General features: G+C 30.9%; 17 protein-coding genes and 1 tRNA gene. 13 read left to right on the plus strand and 5 right to left on the minus strand.

The window, feature by feature from the left end; all coding sequences use genetic code 11:
• The first annotated feature begins 540 nt into the window (after window positions 1-540).
• The 9 genes from ACGLWY_RS08995 to ACGLWY_RS09035 all read left to right on the plus strand — a co-directional run bounded on the left by ACGLWY_RS08995 (window position 541) and on the right by ACGLWY_RS09035 (window position 7,856).
• Window positions 541-1,800 (plus strand): tyrosine-type recombinase/integrase, encoded by a 1,260-nt coding sequence (locus tag ACGLWY_RS08995; RefSeq protein WP_396619347.1) that lies wholly within the window; start codon window positions 541-543, stop codon window positions 1,798-1,800.
• Window positions 1,797-2,897 (plus strand): hypothetical protein, encoded by a 1,101-nt coding sequence (locus ACGLWY_RS09000; RefSeq protein ID WP_396619348.1) that lies wholly within the window; start codon window positions 1,797-1,799, stop codon window positions 2,895-2,897. The genes ACGLWY_RS08995 and ACGLWY_RS09000 overlap by 4 nt, the downstream gene beginning before the upstream one ends.
• Before the next feature lie 93 nt (window positions 2,898-2,990).
• Window positions 2,991-3,275, plus strand: coding sequence for a helix-turn-helix domain-containing protein (locus ACGLWY_RS09005; protein ID WP_396619349.1), 285 nt, complete (start codon window positions 2,991-2,993; stop codon window positions 3,273-3,275).
• Between the two features lie 66 nt (window positions 3,276-3,341).
• Complete coding sequence (locus ACGLWY_RS09010; RefSeq protein ID WP_396619350.1) at window positions 3,342-4,007, plus strand: DUF6291 domain-containing protein; 666 nt, start codon at window positions 3,342-3,344, stop codon at window positions 4,005-4,007.
• Window positions 4,004-4,543: a hypothetical protein gene (locus tag ACGLWY_RS09015; RefSeq protein ID WP_396619351.1), complete on the plus strand. Its 540-nt coding sequence runs from the start codon at window positions 4,004-4,006 to the stop codon at window positions 4,541-4,543. Before ACGLWY_RS09010 ends, ACGLWY_RS09015 begins: the two co-directional genes overlap by 4 nt.
• On the plus strand, window positions 4,515-5,348 hold the full coding sequence (locus ACGLWY_RS09020; protein WP_396619352.1) for a hypothetical protein: 834 nt from the start codon (window positions 4,515-4,517) through the stop codon (window positions 5,346-5,348). Before ACGLWY_RS09015 ends, ACGLWY_RS09020 begins: the two co-directional genes overlap by 29 nt.
• 96 nt (window positions 5,349-5,444) lie before the next feature.
• Window positions 5,445-5,915, plus strand: a complete 471-nt coding sequence (locus ACGLWY_RS09025; protein ID WP_396619353.1) for a carboxypeptidase-like regulatory domain-containing protein — start codon at window positions 5,445-5,447, stop codon at window positions 5,913-5,915.
• A gap of 11 nt (window positions 5,916-5,926) precedes the next feature.
• Entirely contained in the window at window positions 5,927-6,610 is a 684-nt protein-coding gene (locus ACGLWY_RS09030) for a hypothetical protein (RefSeq protein ID WP_396619354.1), read from the plus strand.
• A gap of 598 nt (window positions 6,611-7,208) precedes the next feature.
• Complete coding sequence (locus ACGLWY_RS09035; RefSeq protein ID WP_396619355.1) at window positions 7,209-7,856, plus strand: NYN domain-containing protein; 648 nt, start codon at window positions 7,209-7,211, stop codon at window positions 7,854-7,856.
• A 259-nt stretch (window positions 7,857-8,115) separates the two neighbouring features.
• Here the strand turns inward: ACGLWY_RS09035 and ACGLWY_RS09040 are convergent, their stop codons facing one another.
• From ACGLWY_RS09040 to ACGLWY_RS09055, 4 genes are all read right to left on the minus strand, one after another.
• On the minus strand, window positions 8,116-8,331 hold the full coding sequence (locus tag ACGLWY_RS09040) for a hypothetical protein (protein ID WP_396619356.1): 216 nt from the start codon (window positions 8,329-8,331) through the stop codon (window positions 8,116-8,118).
• Between the two features lie 139 nt (window positions 8,332-8,470).
• Window positions 8,471-8,544 (minus strand) — tRNA-Ala (locus ACGLWY_RS09045).
• A 6-nt stretch (window positions 8,545-8,550) separates the two neighbouring features.
• Window positions 8,551-9,345 carry a universal stress protein gene (locus ACGLWY_RS09050; protein WP_396619357.1) on the minus strand — a complete coding sequence of 265 codons (795 nt, stop codon included), beginning with the start codon at window positions 9,343-9,345 and terminating at the stop codon, window positions 8,551-8,553.
• 378 nt (window positions 9,346-9,723) lie between these two features.
• Window positions 9,724-10,365, minus strand: a complete 642-nt coding sequence (locus ACGLWY_RS09055; protein ID WP_396619358.1) for a 2OG-Fe(II) oxygenase — start codon at window positions 10,363-10,365, stop codon at window positions 9,724-9,726.
• 115 nt (window positions 10,366-10,480) lie between these two features.
• Between ACGLWY_RS09055 and ACGLWY_RS09060 the strand changes: the two genes are divergently transcribed.
• The 4 genes from ACGLWY_RS09060 to ACGLWY_RS09075 all read left to right on the plus strand — a co-directional run bounded on the left by ACGLWY_RS09060 (window position 10,481) and on the right by ACGLWY_RS09075 (window position 13,370).
• Window positions 10,481-10,933, plus strand: a complete 453-nt coding sequence (locus ACGLWY_RS09060) for a 6-pyruvoyl trahydropterin synthase family protein (RefSeq protein ID WP_396619359.1) — start codon at window positions 10,481-10,483, stop codon at window positions 10,931-10,933.
• A 396-nt stretch (window positions 10,934-11,329) separates the two neighbouring features.
• The gene (locus tag ACGLWY_RS09065) at window positions 11,330-12,082 is read left to right on the plus strand and encodes a UDP-2,3-diacylglucosamine diphosphatase (protein WP_396619360.1); all 753 of its coding nucleotides are present in this window, start codon (window positions 11,330-11,332) and stop codon (window positions 12,080-12,082) included.
• A gap of 41 nt (window positions 12,083-12,123) precedes the next feature.
• Window positions 12,124-12,903: a hypothetical protein gene (locus ACGLWY_RS09070; RefSeq protein WP_396619361.1), complete on the plus strand. Its 780-nt coding sequence runs from the start codon at window positions 12,124-12,126 to the stop codon at window positions 12,901-12,903.
• On the plus strand, window positions 12,897-13,370 hold the full coding sequence (locus ACGLWY_RS09075) for a hypothetical protein (RefSeq protein WP_396619362.1): 474 nt from the start codon (window positions 12,897-12,899) through the stop codon (window positions 13,368-13,370). Before ACGLWY_RS09070 ends, ACGLWY_RS09075 begins: the two co-directional genes overlap by 7 nt.
• Here the strand turns inward: ACGLWY_RS09075 and ACGLWY_RS09080 are convergent.
• On the minus strand, window positions 13,336-14,604 hold the full coding sequence (locus ACGLWY_RS09080; protein ID WP_396619363.1) for an MFS transporter: 1,269 nt from the start codon (window positions 14,602-14,604) through the stop codon (window positions 13,336-13,338). The genes ACGLWY_RS09075 and ACGLWY_RS09080 overlap by 35 nt on opposite strands.
• Window positions 14,605-14,609 lie beyond the last annotated feature (5 nt).

Consider the following 14,609-nt stretch of genomic DNA (forward strand, 5'->3'; position numbering starts at 1 on the left):
TAATTCACCTCCATTTAACCAATGGGTTTTAAACTGGTTACGTAAATTCAATCTAAACACACCACAATCGCACGCACACCCGTACATTTTTACTTTATTCTATAGGAATGTTTGTATTTTATTTAATACCGAGTATTAAAAGCGTAAAACCCACACCACCCACAAAATTTGTGGTGTGTTTTATGTGTAATATAAATTTTACTTTATCGGTTTTTTATATTTATTTATTAAGTTTAGCACACTTAATTTATACCGTAATTTTTTTTGACTTTAAGTCAATATGTTTAAGAGCAAAATAGAAAATTGTCAACCAAACCATTCCCTTAAAACAAAAAAACCTCGTGTTTACTAGAAACACAAGGTTTTTAAGTGGAGAAGATGGCTATTGAATTTTTTAATATTTAACATGTTTTAACATAACTAAAATTATATTTTATTCACATTTTAAGCTTATTAATATAGTTTGTTATATATTTGAGTTATAAGTAAACATATTAAAATTGTCAACTAAATTGTCAACTTAACTGTCAACTAGAATAAATGACACACACTTTCTATTTAAAAGAACCCAAAAGCAATAATGAAACTCTTATTTTATTTTCTTGCTACTTTAAGCATGAAGGTAAAAAATTCGTCTACTCAACAGGAGAAAAAATAAAGCCAACGCACTGGAGCTTTACAGAAAATAGACCAAAATTAAAAGGAACGGTTAAAGATATCAATGCAACAACCATTAAAAACCAACTCGATCGCTATTCTGATGCATTTTTAAATGTTGAATCTGAATGTAAAAAGATGAATGAAGATTTCACTTCAAAAGCTCTTAAAAATGCCTTTGACCAAAACTTTAAAAAATCTTCCTCAAAAAAAGATTTGTTTTTTGATGCCTTTGATGAATTTATGGATGAAAAGAAAAAGCGCAAAGAATGGAAGCCGTCTACCATTAAGAGATACCAAAACATTAGAAACCATTTTGAAGAATTTGAGATAAAACGCAAATACAAATTAACTTTTAGCACCATTAACGATACGTTTTTTACCGAATTCACCGATTATTGCTACACAACTTCAGACCACAGCACCAACACATTCGCTAGAAATATGGGCCTTATTAAAACCTTCTTGTATTGGGCTTTTAAAAAAAATTACACCTATAACAACTCATTTAAAGATTTCAAAAACCCCGAAAGAGTGGCCACCGAAGAAATTGCTTTAACAATGGATCAGTTACAATCAATATTTGAGCATGACACTAAAAGCAAAAGCCTTGAAAAAGTGAAAGATATCTTTGTTTTTCAATGTCTTACTGGTTTACGTTACGGAGAGCTATTTTTATTAAACAAAAACAACATTATAAATGGCACCATCTATTTAAGAGAGGAAAAGGATGTTACCAAAGTAATTAGAGAAATTCCATTATTTGAGCTATCTGAATATATTTTAAAAAAATACGATTATGAGTTACCTTTAATATCAAATCAAAAACAAAACAAATATTTAAAGGATATTTTTGAATCTGCTGGGTTTACCAATATTGTAGAATATACCAGGACTAAAAATAAAGAAAAGAAAACGCTTAAAAAATCGTTTAACAATCGCATATCCACACATACAGCTCGTAGAACATTCATCACGTTGCTAAAGAAAAAAGGTGTTGCAGACAAAACTATTATGAGCATGTCTGGCCACAGGGATTTAAAGACATTCAATACCTACTACAAAGTAGATAATATCGCACGAAAAGATGCTGTCGAACTTGCATTTGGAAACATGGAGTTACCTAAATTGAAAAAGGCATGAAGACATTTATTACGCAAATAAAACCCGATAATTTTGAATATGATTCAAACGATATAAAGTTTAAATATTTAGGAATTTTCAAAGAAAGAAATCTGAGAAGTAATAGCGACTTACTTAAAGAGGAAATGGTATCCAATGGGGTTTTTGAAGAATATTTTTGTGATTTTTTCAAAGAAAAGAGACACCGATACTCAGAGTCTTTTATTAATGAAATTTATTTGATTTTTAAATATTACGCCGAAGGGGCTTTTGGAGATCCAAATACTGAACTTAAAAATTGTATTTATAAAATAAAAGGTTTTGTAGATGTAAAAGATAAAATTGATTTTTTGAAAAAGAGATATAAAGAAATATTTCCGATTAACGAGGTTGAAGGCTTTGCTATTTACAGGGGAAATATTGATCATTTTGAAATATTTACAAATGGTATAAGTAACTGGAAGGAGTTAATGGTTGATTTCTATTTTGGTTTATGTCCTCAAATAGTCTTTCTTTTTTTGACTTTTCCTTACAAAGAAGAACATGGGCTTCACATTTCAGATCAACATGGTTTTTTTGTAAATTATATTGTTAAACACAAAAAAACATTTGACGAAGTTTTTTTTAAGTTCTTAAAAGATTGGGGGAAATATTATCAAAAAGACATAGCTTTAGAGATAATCACTTCAAAAATAAAAGAATTAGAAGACATAACAACCAACCAAGCACCCACAAAAAAAACCACAAAACCACCAAAAATAAATGTTGAAGATAAAACTTTAGAGGATTTTTTAGGAACTGAAAAATGGAGTAAATTATATAACAAATTATTGTCAGAAAAAATAATTGATAATAATTGCACAATATTTTCACCATCTATTCCTATGACAATTTTTGGTATAGCTTCTTATATTGGATTTTGTTGTAAAAACAATTCAATTAATCAAAAGAATTTAGTCGCGATTTTGAATAATACTTTTAAATTTCCTGAAGGAAAACCACTTAGTGAAAGTCTATATAGCCATTGGAAAAAAAACCATTTTACCAAAAAAACACTTGAATCAAAAGACTATTCTGACCTACTTCATTTTATAACTAAACTTAGTTTAACTGAATAATTTCATTTGATTTTTTGATAAATCAAATTATCAAATCCACTTTTTTATATTCAAACATATTTTTACGGTATCGTTTAACATAAACAGTATCGTATGACACATGTAATCCAACTTCAAAACATTTCTAAAGCCGAACTTTTCGAGCATTTAGAAAATATCATTGACAAAAAATTAGCAATTCTTACCAGTGTAGATGAAAACGAAAAATTGTCAATAAAAGACGTTTCAGATGAACTAGGCATTGCAGAATTAACAGTACACAACTACATAAAAAAGGGTATCCTCCCCGCAGTTAAAATTGGTCGTAGAGTATTCATTAAAAGAATAGACCTAAACGAAGCCCTAAAAGAAGTCAAATCACTAAAATATAAAAGATAAAAGAACCCTAGCCATCACCACAATGTACTAGGGTTTAATATTATTTATAGCACCATGCAATAAATTATGGAACAAGATACTAAAAAAAATAGCAACGAGAAAAGCAAATCTTCCTTCGTGCTTTATAAAGACTTACACCATGTTGTTAAGGAACTACCTGATGAAATGGCAGGAAAGCTATTTAAGTATGTTCTAAACTATGTTAATAATATTTCTTTTGAAACAGAAGATTTAGTATTAAAAATGGCATGGTTACCTATTAAACTTCAACTAGATAGGGATTGTGAAAAATACCAACAAGTTTGTGAAAAAAATAGCGAAAACGCTCGAATGCGATGGAATAAAAAAAATTCAAACGCTTCCGATGGGATGCGAACGGATGCGAAACATGCCGATACTGATAATGATACTGATAATGATACTGATAATGATAATGATAATGACACCAACAATATTGATGATGTTTTTTCTTCATATACAGAAATCATAAAGTCGAATAATGAAGAAAAATGGAGAGAATCAATTTATGAGAAATTTAAATTAAAATCTGGCAGTTTACAAAAGCTATTAAATGAATTTAAGCTTTCTGAAATATCATCAGGTAAAAATAAATTAGATGAAGACATTATTAGTTTTAAAAAACACTTTAGAAATTGGCTTAATAAAATTGATAAAATGGGAAATCTTGAGGCACATAGAGATTTTAAAGACAAAAAGACTCCTGCATTATGAATATTGAGAAAGCGGTTAATCGAATTAAATGGAGAATTGAAGGTAATGGATGGAACGCAAATAAAAACGATATAGAAGCTTTCAATGAGGTTGTTAAATATGTTAATCAAAAAGAAAAGGAACAGATTAATAGACAAGAATTATTTGCTAAACTTTACATTCATACTTACAGTGAATTTCTAGAAAAATATAAATCGAATGTTTACGATGATATGCCTACAAAAGAACTACACAAACTTTTAGAAAATCCTTTAAGTGTGTATATCCAAAAATTTACTGAGAAACTAAATGACCAGGAGGTAGAAAATTTATTTGATAGTTTAAAAATTAAAAAAGAACATCCAACAACGAAATCTCAAGAGATTAAAGATAAAGAAACAGAAGTATTGTCTGAAGCTATTAAAGACAAGGAAAACGAAAAAAAACTTTTTCGCAAAGTATGGAATGAAGACGTTGTTAGAGATATTTTAATAACGCAAATAAATCACTTCTTAAATATATATTACGATGTTAAAACCGATAGAAGAAATCCCTAGTTTAGAAAATGAGCTTAGTTCTCTTGATTTCAAAAAAATGCATGACAAATATCGCATAGATATTAATGCTAAACTAAAACCAGAACCTATTGCATTAAGCCTTGGAGAGTATAAATATAAAAACAATTACTATCCAACACCTTTTGGCACTTATGGAAATTTTAGTTGTTTAGTAGGTCCCTCAAAATCGTATAAAACATTTCTAAAATCTGCAATAATAGCCAGTTACATTGGTGGAAAATCTAACTTCTATTTTCCTTCTTTAAAAGGCCATGACACTAAAAGTAAATTTGTTATTGATGTGGATACCGAACAATCAACATTTCACACCCAAAAAGTAGCAAAAAGAGTTTGTGAAATGGTGGGAAGCAATTATGATCTATTTGTCCCTTTTGGATTAAGAGAGGAAGATTCAAAAAATCGATTTAAGTTTATTGAATGGATAATGTTGGAAAGTGAGTACAGAAATGATATTGGCTTAATAACAATTGATGGTGCAGCGGATATATTGGAAACGGTAAATGATTTAGATGTTTCAAATAAAATTGTTCAAAGTATGATGAAATGGACATCAGTTAGTAACGCTCATTTGTGTACGATTTTACACAAGAATCATGGAACCGATAAACCAACAGGACATTTAGGAAGTGCTATAATGAAAAAAGCTGAAACAGTTGCATTTGTAGAACGTGATGATGATGAAGTAACTGTTACATCTAATTTCACTAGGAACATCCCTTTTGATGTGTTAAGATTTAAAATAAATGAAAATTTTTTACCTAAAGAATCAGAAGAAAGCTATTAGCATTAATAGTTTTTATTTATCAAAACAATATATACAATCAATAAAATTTATGTATATTTGATTTCCCTTCACTAGTATAAACTCAAAAAAAACATCATGTATTTCACAAACAATGCCTATGGCAATCGCTTAGGGTTTATCCCATTTGATTTATCAACACCACCATTTAGCCCGGATGGAGGTACAATTCTTTTAAAGGGCAGGGTAATTGATTTTGAAACCAATAAACCTTTACCTGGAGCACACGTTTATTATATTAGAAACGGAGAGAAAAAAGGATCTACTACTAATTGGAACGGAGAATATGAGTTACAAACTCTTCCAACCGATTTGATAACTATATCTTTTATAGGTTACAAGGCCGTCGAAGCTAAAGCTTCAGATATTCAAAAGATTGAATATTTAGACCCACAATATGAAGAATTAAAGGATGTTGTTGTTACAGCACCCAAAAAAACCAAAAACAACACAATACTTTATGTGGGTGTGGGTTTATTTGCGTTGGTTGTTATAGCAGTTGCTTCAAAGAAAAAAAGTGAGGACAACCAAACAAATGAGGAACAATAAACCTTTAGAGTATGGGATATGAAGTGATAAATGGTGTTATTAACAGGCCTGTTTTAAGCGGATATGAATTTAACGATTTATTTCCTGCAAGTAACTGTGAAATTATAAAGACTTCTCACGGAAAAGGCTGTGTAGGAATAAGAGAAGTTATTACATGGTCCAGAAAACACATTAGGGATACTAAAGATATTTCAGATTTTTTTGTTTCAGAATCCTTAAAAAACACTTGTAATTTGATACAAGATTTTTTGTATTCACATATTCAGTATAGTTATAATGATGTGTATAATGTAAAAAGTCCTGCCTGTGTTTGGGCTTCAAGAAATGCAGATTGTAAAAGTTTTAGTGTTTTCGCTAGTACCGTTTTATTAAATTTAGGCATCAAGCACTATTTTAGGGCTGTGAATTATGAAGGTGAAGGAGAGCATATTTACGTTATTATACCAAAAAATCAAGAGTTCCCACTTTTAAATGAAGATTCTAAATTCAATGAAGATTATTATATTATTGATGGTACTACCAACGATTATAAAGAGAGTAAATATGATTTAAAACGTGTAGATATTTTAATGAACCCTGATGATCTAGAAAGTGAACTAATAAAATGTGTAGATGATAAAAAAACTAACTATGTCATTATTGGGTTAACAATTATAACTACAATTTTACTCTTTTCCAGAAACACAGAAACCTAGAATAAAATTTAAAAAATAGAATATGAATGTTGGCGTAAAAATACCTATTAAAAACCCTTCAGATTAAAATTTATAGTTCCTACGTCTTCATAGCAACCTCGTTTTATTGATTGACAGCGTTTGGATGTTTGCTGTTCTTTGGTAAGCGAGGTTTTTTACCCATGGAGGAAAACATGAATAACACACTACCCACAATTTTTCTTTGTGGGTTGTGTGGTTTTGGTAGTATTACAATAAGGACTTGTGCATAATTTAAAAGAACCCACCCCTAAACCCACATATTTTTACTTTGTGTAGTGATTGGGGGTTTTGTAGTGTAACAAGTATGAGTTTGTACTTATTGTATGATAACCCTCCCAAAGACAACAATCGGGTTAACGAGCAACTCAAGACAAAGGCTTCTATATATAATTTACCACAAGGAAAGAATATGACAAAATGTTAACAAAAACAGTATTTCATCGATTTTAATATAAAATTAGCATAAAAATGTAGGACAAAAACATACAATTATATATATTTGACCCAACTCCGCTAATAGCAGCAATGTTATTAGTCCCCTCTCGATTAAGGTTTAGAGGGTTTTTTTTTGCTATAAATGAAAGTATCCTTTTTAATAGATGGTTTTAATCTTTATCACTCCATCGAAGACCTCTATACGGAACACAGGATCAAAGCCAAATGGCTTGATGTAAAAACTTTATTAAGAACTTATTTAACAGACCCCAATTTTAAAGAATTATCTGAAGAGAGACATTCGTTTAATGGGATTTATTATTTTACCGCTTTAAGATATCATGTAGCTGAGGAAAAACCTCAAAGCATAGCGCGACACGAAAGATATATAAACGCTATAAAAAGCACTGGTATTGAAATTATTTATGGTGGATTTAAGCCTAAGACAATAAAATGTAAAGAGTGTGGCAGAGATTTCATTAAGCATGAGGAGAAAAAAACAGATGTAGCTATTGCTACAAAACTTTTAGAGTTAGTGCATAAATCTCATAGTGAAGTTTATGTAATTGTATCTGGTGATACGGATTTAATACCCGCAATAGAGACCGCAAGAATTATTGATAGTAGCATTAAAATTATTTTGGTTTTTCCGTATGGAAGAACTAATGATGAACTTAAAAATTATGCAGACCTTTACTATACTATAAAACCTAAAAGATATAAATCTTGTCAATTTGATGGCATCATAAATATTGGCGACAAAAAATTTGCAAAACCTGGGAATTGGTAGATATTATTAAAGGCGCTTATATTCCAAAAAAACGCTATTCTGCTTTTCTGAATTTCATATTGTTTTCTTGTGGTAAATTGTATATAGATGCCAAGACAAACATACCACACACTTTTATTTTGTGGTATTTATGGTATCACAATAATGATTTGTTCCTATTATCGAACAAAACACCTACACCCACAATTAAACCAATGCATTCCGAATAATTCAATCCAAACACACACCACATATTTTACTTTAGGTGGTGTGTGTTTTGTTAATTTATTATTTCTAAGACATTTTTTGATAGTCTATCCTCTTCCTCTTCAATATCAAAACCAAAATATTTAATACCTAATTGCTTGGTACGTTCTTTAGCATCTTTTAGTTTTTTATTTTCCGCTTTTAATGCTTCTTTACTTAATTCCAAGTCTTCTTCGGATTTTTTAAGCATTGATTCAAGTCTTGCATGTCGTTCTTTTGGAGATTCCATTTTATAAAAATTATTATTGATCCAATGAAAATAGTTATAATAAAGGAAGAATAAAAACAAATAAAAACACAAAATGTCAACCAGATTGTCAACTAAAAACAAAAACCCCCGTGTTTATTGATAACACGAAGGTTTTTTGTGGAGAAGATGGGATTCGAACCCACGACCTCTTGACTGCCAGTCAAGCACTCTAGCCAACTGAGCTACATCCCCGACTCATTATTTTAATTCGCTTAACACTAATACAGGTAAGCTACTGTTAAAATCCTTTTTATAAATTTGGTTATTCTCCCATTTCTTCATGAAAAACCCTCTTTTTCGTCTTACAACACAAAGCATATCTGGGTTGTGCATTTTGTAATGCTCTAAAACACCATGATAGGTGGTTGGGTTTTCAGAATGTATCACCTCCGATACGATACTCGATAGCTCGTCGTTAACATCAAAATCTCCTTCATTATAATAAGGCGTTTTAACTAAAAGCAAATTAACCACCGCTTTAAAATTATTTTTTATAGCTTTTAATGGAGTAAGTACACCTTCTTTTTTAATAATCGCAGATTTAACAGCCATCAAAATGGTTTTAATAGGCTTAAAAACATAACCTTCTGGAATTATTAAAGTTGGAATTACCGTTTGTTTAACAATTTTACCAGATGTTTTTCCTAAAAATAAGCCATCATCTTCTGAGTAAATCCTTGGTTCAATCAAAATTAAATCAATATTCGCTGCTTTACAAACCAACTCTATGGTATCAATAAATTTTCCTTTAAGCGCTCTTACAACGACCTCAACATTTTTGGTGTCAACTTTAGAAACTAGATCGTTTAAATAATTAAGCGTATCTTCTTCTAAAATATGATCTATTTTTATCATAGTGCCTGCTTTGGTATAAACATTATATACTTGAACTACATAAAGTCTGGCTCCAAAAGCTTGAGCAAAATCTACAGCATATTGTAAATTGCTTAATGCATTTTGAGAAGCTCCAACAGGTACTAAAATATTTTTCATATGAAATATTTATTGTTTCTTAAAGGTCATATGGTATCGCTTTGTTTTTATTCGTGTTTGCGTTTCCAAATCATGGCGATTTCACGTTGTAATTAATTTAATGCAAAAGTAATTAATTTAATGAATTATAAAAATCTTCACAAAGATATGCGAAATTAAATTGTAATTTTTAATTACTGAGACTGTTTAAGTTTTAATCTACCACCAACCAAACACCCTTTTATTGGTATGAATTTTTCTTATAAATATTTTTACATTTGCGCATTAAATTCAATAGCTATGGATATTTTAAGTTTTATAAGTGGTAACGGTTTGTTTCTGGTTTTAGCCCTTGTTCTAATAATTGTTTATTTTGTAAACAAAAGAAAAGGCCGCTAATCAACGTGTTTTTAACCAACCCGTGATACTTAAGCGTTCGGTATTTACCGGTTTTACTTCGTGTTCAATGATTTGGCTTTCAAAAATGACAACACGCCCAGGAAATGGATAGATAATCTTTTCAACTTCGTTGTCATTTTTATTTAAATACAACACCAATTCACCACCATTTTCGGGCAACCATCCATCTTCATTTAAATAACAAACAAACGATAGTTTACGTCTGTCATCATTTTGAAAGGTATCAATGTGCCTTTTGTAATAGGTGTCTTTAGGGTAAATGGCATAATGAAACTCTTTGTGCAAAATGCCCAAAAAACAGGTTTTATTTAAATAACCAACCAAATCGTTTATTTTATTAAAAAATAACTTTTCGGCAGCATCGGCTCTAGTTTCATCTATCCATAAAATAACATCACCTCTTATGGACTTCACTATAGTTTCGTTTAATCTATTGCCTATGGCAGCTTTTTTAAAATTATCTTCTTCATGTTTTTCTTGAATAGATTGCCTTAAAATCGCAACTTCATCATCTGTAAAAAAATTTTCAACAATGCTAAATTGTTGCTTTCCAATATCAGAAATTATCTGTTCATAAAGCGGATTTTCAACAAAATCAATAGCCTCAAAAAGATGACCCATAAATTTGCTAATAAGTGTTGTATAGCATCAAAAAATGCCATTTATTGGCCAAATGTAATCTAAAAACAAATTGCTTTTACAAAACCCCTATCTTTGTATTTTAAATTTATCCCTAATGAGTTTTATTCGCATCACAAAACAATTTTCTTTTGAAACCGGTCATGCCCTTTACGGGTACGACGGTAAGTGTAAAAACGTTCACGGACACAGCTACAAACTATCTGTTACCGTTATTGGAAAACCTATTTCCGACACCAAAAACGTGAAATATGGTATGGTTATAGATTTTGGTGATTTAAAGAAAATAGTAAAAGAAGATATTGTAAATGTGTTCGACCATGCCACCGTTTTCAATAAAAACACGCCACACGTTGAGCTTGCAAAAGAACTTGAAGACAGAGGTCACAATGTGTTGCTTGTTGATTATCAACCAACCAGCGAAATGATGGTGATAGATTTTGCAAAAAAAATAAAACGCCGTTTACCAGAAAACATCGATTTGCATTCGTTAAAACTTCAGGAAACTGATAGTTCTTTTGCCGAATGGTTTGCGTATGATAATATTTAGAGACTGCTTAAATTTTGTTTTTGGAATGTTTTATAGGGTATTTTGAGATTCATAGCCATAGCTGCGAACCGAAAAATAGCTGATGTATGGCGGAAAAAGGCACATAAAAGAGCCAAAGGATAAAACTTAAACAGTTTCTATGGCGTTCCCTTTTCAGGTCGGGCTTTCGCAAGTCGCACTCTACGAGGTGCTCCAACAATTGCTTCAAATACGGAGTATTCACGAATTCAAAAACATAAAATAGAATTCATGAGTAATCCCTAACGCACCCGCCAGCTATGTCTAGTTATAAAACAAATATTCGTCTGGTATTACCAAAAGCAGCGCTAATCTTTATTATTTTTACCCTCAGATAATAAGATTCCTTCCTTCGCAGGAATTATTTATATTTACCACATGAATATTCCACAAGGAAAAAAAATATATTTTGCTTCCGATAATCATCTCGGAGCACCCACTGCCGAAGCTTCCCGCCCCCGTGAAAAGAAGTTTGTTGCTTGGTTAGACAGCGTTAAACATGACGCCGCTGCTATATTTTTAGTAGGTGATTTATTCGACTTTTGGTTTGAATACAAAACAGTCGTTCCAAAAGGCTTTACCAGAACTCTTGGTAAACTTGCCGAAATTACGGATTCTGGAATTCCAGTTTACTTTTTTGTTGGTAACCACGATTTATGGATGAACGGTTATTTTAAAGAAGAGCTAAACATACCTGTTTACCACGAACCCAAAGAATTTACCTTTAACAACAAAACCTTTTTTATTGGCCATGGCGATGGTTTAGGTCCTTATGATAAAGGTTACAAACGCATGAAAAAGGTATTTACCAACCCGTTTTTTAAATGGATTTTTAGGTGGGTACATCCCGATATTGGTGTGAAAATTGCACAATACCTATCTGTTAAAAACAAATTGATTTCAGGTGATGATGATACTACGTTTCTTGGTGAGGATAATGAATGGCTGGTACAATACTCCAAAGAAATATTAAACGAAAAACATTATGATTATTTTGTTTTTGGTCACCGCCATTTGCCTTTAGAAATTCAACTTAATGACCAGTCAAAATACATCAATCTGGGAGATTGGATTAATTATTACACCTATGGTGTTTTTGATGGTGCGTATTTTGAGTTGAAAACTTATTAATTTTTTTCTTACATTTATCAAAAACTAACCAAGCTGATTAAATGATTAATAAAGAAAAAATCTACGGATTATTTCAATTATTGATAATATTCCTGATTACAATATTTGTAGAGTCTGTTGCTAATGGAGAACTTCTATTTACAAAAGGCATATTAGATGAGCAATTACGTAAAGACATAGTATCAAGACCAGTAGTTGTTTTATGTTTTTTAGGTTTTATAAATTTACTTTTATACTATTTATCACATAGAAATATTGAAACCAAAGAAAAAACCAGATTGCATGATAATATTTGTCAACTTATTTTTGATGGATATATAAAACCGAATACTACACTAGAAAATTCTAAATTTAGAGTATCTACATTTAAAGCAAAAAAAATGCTGATTTTAAAAAGAGATAAATACTATTTACCTCAATATAGAACTGTACTGGTAAATGTAGGAAGATATCAAACTAGACAAGAAAAAAAAAGATGCAAAGTTAAGTTCCTCCCAGACGAGGGTGTTGTTGGAACTTGCTACTCAATAGGTGAGTTTTTATTCGATGAAGTGACAAAGTATGAAAAAAACACGAAAGAAAATTATTATAAAGAGCAAGAAAGTAAATTAAATTTACCTATCTTTAAATCCAAGAGGCTGAATGACAAATCATGCTCTTATATTTGTTGTCCAATTAAGTATTTTAAACATGATGACCTTTATGGCGTAGTTGTTGTAGATTCAACAGAGCCTAATCTTTTAAGATTTGATGATTTTAGAGCAATTGAAGAAATTTTATCTCATTACTCAGTCTTTTTTAATAATAATTCAAAATGGTAGAAAATCAAGAAATCAAGAATATTGCAGAAGAAGCAATATCAAAGCATTTTAATAAGTTCTATGATTTAAGATTCAAAGATAGAATTATAAAAGTTGCTCCAGTAAATTCTCATATTCCAAAAATTTATAATATTAAAATAAATAATGCCGATGATTTATTAATTGCATTTGATGAAGAAACAACATTTGATAATAATAAGGATTATGAAAATTTAATTATTTTAAAAGACTCAAAGGGAAATATTCATGGAATCATTATTGGAGATTATTCCAAATTAAAAGATAAAAATCATAAGCAAAAAATTAATTCAACTCTTAATTCTTATCTTGAAAAAACTAATAACGACTTTAATGTTAAAGCTCATTTAGAAAAAAGAATATACTATGTTGTTAGAGATATAATAAAAAAAATCACTAATCTATCTCTAAATGTTAATCCTCATTCCCATGAACTTCCAAATCCTTAGTTAAATCCAGTTTCCTAAACGAAGGCGATACAATACCTGTAGTAACAACGGTAATTAAAGTCATCGTACCTCCAAAAACCACAGCCGTTACCGTTCCCATAAGTTTGGCTGTTACACCACTTTCGAAAGCTCCCAATTCGTTTGAAGATCCAACAAACATAGAGTTTACCGACGATACACGTCCACGCATATGATCTGGTGTTTTTAATTGCAAAATGGTTTGTCGCACCACCATGGAAACCCCATCTGTTACACCACTAAAAAATAACGCTGCCACCGAAACCAAAAATATAGAAGACAATCCAAACACAATAATACAAACTCCAAAACCAAAAATAGCGGCTAACAATTTCATACCGGCATTTTTACTAATAGGAAGGTAAGCCGTAATTAACATGGTTATGAATGCTCCAACTGCAGGCGCGGCTCGCAACACGCCAAAACCTTCGCTACCAACTTTTAATATATCTTGTGCAAACACAGGTAAAAGCGCAATGGCTCCACCAAATAATACCGCCACCATATCTAAAGTCATAGCTCCCAAAATGGCTTTTGTTTTAAATACAAACCGCACACCTTCTTTTAAACTTTCAATAACAGGCTCACCTATTTTAGGATTTAAAATAGGTTTTCTTTTTATCTGTAATAAAATGATAAACGATAAAACTATCAACCCGAAAATGATGCAAAGTGACCAATGCACACCAATCCAACTAATAAAAAAACCTCCAAATGCTGGTCCTAAAACCGATGCCATTTGCCATGTAGAACTATTCCATGTGGCAGCATTAGGATATACTTTTTTAGGCACTATTAAAGCCACTAATGAGAATATGGTGGGTCCAAAAAACGAACGCAAAAAACCACCAAAAAAGACCAAAGCATAAATACCATACAATATGGATTTAGTTTCCCAGCTGCCTGTAACGGCATCCCATGTTAATAAAAACAATCCTAAACTAATTATAGAGAAAGCAGCAATACAAAGGGCTAACAGGTTTCGTTTTTCGTTTTGATCTACAATATGACCAGCAAATAGTGCCATAGTGAATGCTGGAATTATTTCCATTAAACCAATAATACCCAACGACAACGGATCTTTAGTTAAACTATACACTTCCCATTCTATGACAATAAATTGCATGGACCAGCCAAAAACAAGTACAAAACGTACTAATAAAAAGATGTTGAATTCCTTAATGCGCAAGGCGGCGTAAGGGTCGGTTTTTGCCATACTTT

The organism is Mariniflexile sp. HMF6888 (assembly GCF_044335535.1).
Lineage (GTDB): Bacteria > Bacteroidota > Bacteroidia > Flavobacteriales > Flavobacteriaceae > Mariniflexile.

Excerpts from the sequence above, each read along its gene's own strand:
- ACGLWY_RS09010 (WP_396619350.1), top strand. The coding sequence starts at position 3,342 with ATGGAACAAGATACTAAAAAAAATAGCAACGAGAAAAGCAAATCTTCC.
- ACGLWY_RS09040 (WP_396619356.1), bottom strand. The coding sequence starts at position 8,331 with ATGGAATCTCCAAAAGAACGACATGCAAGACTTGAATCAATGCTTAAA.
- ACGLWY_RS09070 (WP_396619361.1), top strand. The coding sequence starts at position 12,124 with ATGATTAATAAAGAAAAAATCTACGGATTATTTCAATTATTGATAATA.
- ACGLWY_RS09015 (WP_396619351.1), top strand. The coding sequence starts at position 4,004 with ATGAATATTGAGAAAGCGGTTAATCGAATTAAATGGAGAATTGAAGGT.
- ACGLWY_RS09060 (WP_396619359.1), top strand. The coding sequence starts at position 10,481 with ATGAGTTTTATTCGCATCACAAAACAATTTTCTTTTGAAACCGGTCAT.
- ACGLWY_RS09005 (WP_396619349.1), top strand. The coding sequence starts at position 2,991 with ATGACACATGTAATCCAACTTCAAAACATTTCTAAAGCCGAACTTTTC.
- ACGLWY_RS09050 (WP_396619357.1), bottom strand. The coding sequence starts at position 9,345 with ATGAAAAATATTTTAGTACCTGTTGGAGCTTCTCAAAATGCATTAAGC.
- ACGLWY_RS09035 (WP_396619355.1), top strand. The coding sequence starts at position 7,209 with ATGAAAGTATCCTTTTTAATAGATGGTTTTAATCTTTATCACTCCATC.
- ACGLWY_RS09080 (WP_396619363.1), bottom strand. The coding sequence starts at position 14,604 with ATGGCAAAAACCGACCCTTACGCCGCCTTGCGCATTAAGGAATTCAAC.
- ACGLWY_RS09000 (WP_396619348.1), top strand. The coding sequence starts at position 1,797 with ATGAAGACATTTATTACGCAAATAAAACCCGATAATTTTGAATATGAT.
- ACGLWY_RS09025 (WP_396619353.1), top strand. The coding sequence starts at position 5,445 with ATGTATTTCACAAACAATGCCTATGGCAATCGCTTAGGGTTTATCCCA.
- ACGLWY_RS09065 (WP_396619360.1), top strand. The coding sequence starts at position 11,330 with ATGAATATTCCACAAGGAAAAAAAATATATTTTGCTTCCGATAATCAT.
- ACGLWY_RS09075 (WP_396619362.1), top strand. The coding sequence starts at position 12,897 with ATGGTAGAAAATCAAGAAATCAAGAATATTGCAGAAGAAGCAATATCA.
- ACGLWY_RS09030 (WP_396619354.1), top strand. The coding sequence starts at position 5,927 with ATGGGATATGAAGTGATAAATGGTGTTATTAACAGGCCTGTTTTAAGC.
- ACGLWY_RS09055 (WP_396619358.1), bottom strand. The coding sequence starts at position 10,365 with ATGGGTCATCTTTTTGAGGCTATTGATTTTGTTGAAAATCCGCTTTAT.
- ACGLWY_RS08995 (WP_396619347.1), top strand. The coding sequence starts at position 541 with ATGACACACACTTTCTATTTAAAAGAACCCAAAAGCAATAATGAAACT.
- ACGLWY_RS09020 (WP_396619352.1), top strand. The coding sequence starts at position 4,515 with ATGTTAAAACCGATAGAAGAAATCCCTAGTTTAGAAAATGAGCTTAGT.